The sequence below is a fragment of the Rudaea sp. genome, assembly GCF_036560865.1.
In the GTDB taxonomy this organism is placed as follows: Bacteria; Pseudomonadota; Gammaproteobacteria; order Xanthomonadales; family Rhodanobacteraceae; genus Rudaea.
In genome coordinates this window covers 1-3324 of the sequence record NZ_DATBQK010000141.1, presented here as the reverse complement: position 1 = coordinate 3324, position 3324 = coordinate 1, and the positions used below count along the sequence as shown (strand labels likewise).

General features: G+C 62.2%; 2 protein-coding genes. Both read right to left on the bottom strand.

Translation table 11 applies throughout. From position 1 onward, the window contains the following. Positions 1–183: 183 nt before the first annotated feature. Positions 184–1383, bottom strand: coding sequence for a DUF1501 domain-containing protein (locus VIE67_RS13730; protein ID WP_332027010.1), 1200 nt, complete (start codon positions 1381–1383; stop codon positions 184–186). Between the two features lie 121 nt (positions 1384–1504). Next, entirely contained in the window at positions 1505–3013 is a 1509-nt protein-coding gene (locus VIE67_RS13725) for a DUF1800 domain-containing protein (protein WP_332027009.1), read from the bottom strand. Between the last annotated feature and the right edge of the window lie 311 nt (positions 3014–3324).

Genomic DNA, 3324 nt, shown 5'->3' with positions numbered 1-3324 from the left:
ATGTTCAAGAACTGATTGCGACAAGCAAGATCAAGAGCACGCCCCCTTCCGCCCTCCGGGCACCTCCCCCCGCCGCACAGGGGAAGGGAAACCACGGCATTCCAATTTGGAATCCTTCCACTGCGTAGCGGGGGAAGGTGGCGGCAGCCAGAAGGGGGCAACCGCCGCGTAGTTGAGGTCGCGCTACACCAACCGCAAATCCAATGCTTTGGTATCCGGAAACACCTTCTCGACCTGTGCGGGCGAAAGCCCCCACAGGCGTACATAAAGGCCTGCGAGCAGACCGCGATAATTGTTGAGTACCGGGAAGTCGCGATTCTGCAGCAGCGTGGACTGCTGCACCTTGACCTGTTCGCCGGCGATGCGGCCGCCGTCGATGCCGCCGCCGAGCACCCAGTAGACCGAGCCGTGACCGTGGTCGGTGCCTTTGTTGCCGTTCTCGCGAAATGTGCGGCCGAATTCGGAAACGACGACGACGACGGTGTTCTTCCAATCGGGACCTAGTTCCTGCGCGAACGCGGCTAGGCCGCGCCCTAGATTGTCGAGATTGTTGGCGAGCGGACCCTGCGCGCCGCCCTCGTTGACATGCGTGTCCCAACCGCCGATATCGACGAAGCCGAGCCGGTACTCATCGCGCATCAGGCGCGCGATGCGTGTCGCCTCGACCGCGAAACCCTTGGCGCTGACCGCGCCGCGATTGGCCTGCATCATTTCGTCCTCGAACTCTTTGGCCACGTGCTGGCGCAGTTCGAGACCATCCGCGACCGCGGTCTGCAGGTGATTGCCTGCGTACATGCTGGTCAGGATCGCTGCCTGGCGTTCGTCGAACGCAGGCTTGCCGACCGCCTTGAGTGAAATATTCGGAATATCGCTCGCGCCCTGGAACGCGAGCGGCAGCGCATCGGTAAACGCGATCGGCGCCGCGTTGCCGCCCAACGTCGTCGACAGCCGCGCCATGAAGCCGGAACGAAATTCCTGCTTGCCATGGCCTGGCTGGCCGCGCTCGATATTGTCCTGGGTTTCGAAGTGGCTGCGCGACAGATCGTCGGTGCCGGCGAATGGCACAAATGCGACTTCTTTATTTTTATACATCGGGCCGAGCGATTCGCGCAGCGCCGGGGTGAGCGCCCAGTCCGCATCCAGCGCCAGCGCGCCGGTGTTCGCCGTGGCATTGGGCTTGGCGATCGCGATATTCGGCCGCGACTCGTAGTAGAAATCGCTGGAGTACGGCACCAGCATGTTCGCGCAATCGTAGCCGCCGCGCAGGAACACGAGCAGAAAGCGTGGCGACGCGGGCGGCGCGGCGAATAGCTTGCCGGCAAAACCGACCGCGCACGAAGATACAACCGAAGCGAGGGTTTGAATGAAGTGACGACGTTGCATTGAGCGGCTCCTCTGGTGCTCCTGTCATTCCGGCGAAAGCCGGAATCCAGTGTCTTTGCTCTTGGAAAATCACACAAAAATAAGTCGCTGGATTCCGGCTTTCGCCGGAATGACGATTAAATCAGCGATAATTGAACTCGGGCGACGCCAGCAGGAACGCGTTCCATTCCTGCTGCGAAGTCGAGCGCTGCAGCGCGGCCAGCGTGGTCTTCGACAAATATGGCTCGATGCCGTCCAGGTACAGGCGCGACGACAGTTGCGGAAAGCCAGTCACCGAGCCCTGCGTGCCGTCCTCGGGATCGAACAGGTGCGCGTTGCCATTGCCGATCGTGCGCGCGATTTCGAAGCGCCGGCTCAGCTGGCCCGAACTTGCCCACGCGCTTTCGGTCAACGCGTAACCATCGGGCGTGGGATGACCGTACAAGGCTTCGCTCTGGCCATTGAGCCAGTTCACCACCGGGCGGATATTCGCGATCGGCTTGCCGTCGTAGGCCAGGCGCACCGACGAAACCACGTAGTGCATCGGATCCTTGAATTTCTTGCCGAGCGAGGCGTCGAACTCGCGCGATTCGAATAGCGTGCGCAGGGTTGCGGCGATATCGCCGTCGCTGCGCTGAAATGTGCGCGCCATCGCCTCGACGAGTTGCGGCGGCGGATTGTCGGCGACGAAATAGGTCGCAAGCTTGTGCGAGATGAAGCGCGCGCAGGCCGGCTGCTTGACCAGCAGATCGATCGCCTGCTCGACTTCAGCAAAACCGCCGCCACGGATTTTCTGGCCGAGCAGGACGCGGACGCCGAAATCGTGCCGCGCCGGATTGAACTCGAACAAGCCGTCGCGCACGAGCAGGCGCTGCCACTCGGGCCGAAGTTTCGGCGGCTCGTGACGCGGATCGATGCCGACGCCGGTCAGCACGCGTGCCAGCTCCTGCACGTCGGCCTGCGTATAACCCGCATCGACGCCAAGCGTATGCAGCTCCATTAGCTCGCGCGCGTAATTTTCATTGATATGGTTGGCGCCGTTCTGTGCGTTGTCGAGATATTGCAGCATCGCCGGATGCTTGAGCGTGGCCAGCACCAGATCGCGGAAATGGCCGAGCGCATGCGGCCGGATCGCGCGATCGGTGTAGTCGCCGACGAGGAATTTTACGTAGCCCTTTGGCGCGAACACGTTGAAATGGTTGAGCCAGAACCAGGTCATCTGCTCCTTCAGCTGGGCCGGCGAGTAAATCGCGCGCAGCAACTCGCGCCGCGTCGCCTCGAACGCCATTTTGTTGCCGAGCTCGTTGCGTGCCTTGCGCGCGTCTTTCTTCGTCCCGTCGTCGCCGAGCGCGTTGATGCGCTTCTGCTCCGCGATTTCGTCGACCACGAGTTGCGCGGCGGACGTGCGTTGGATATCGAGCTGGTCGATCTGCGTCTGAATCGCGGCAGGCAGCGCATCGTTGCGACCCGCGAGTTGCTCGTCAAGAAAACGCCGGCGGCCGAGTTCGCGGAAGCGCGCAATCGTTGCGCTGTCGAGGCCGTAGGTCACGCGTTCGAGCCACAGCGCGTCGTCGCGATTCAGGCTGTCGGCATTGCCGGCGTGCACCGGCGCAGCGCCGGCGCAACTGAGCAGCAAGCCCACCGCTGCCATAGCGATTCGATAGTTGGAAACGCGGTGCGCAAGGCGGGTTGAAGAAAAAGCGGGTGTGACAAACATTGCGTCACCGTATCCAGAGCAATCGATGTTCGACTCAAGAACAACGGGCGACGCAGGAAACGGATGACAGAGAGGCCCCGAGATTCCGGCGCGCGCAGGTTCGCGCGCCGGAACTGCAATCTTCAGTTCAGGATGACGCGCTTGCGATTGTCGGATGAATTGCGATCGACGAGCTTGTTGTACGGATCGATGCCGGCCTCGTAGGGCTCGCCGTCGACGGTGACCGTAATCGTGCTGTCGCCGTC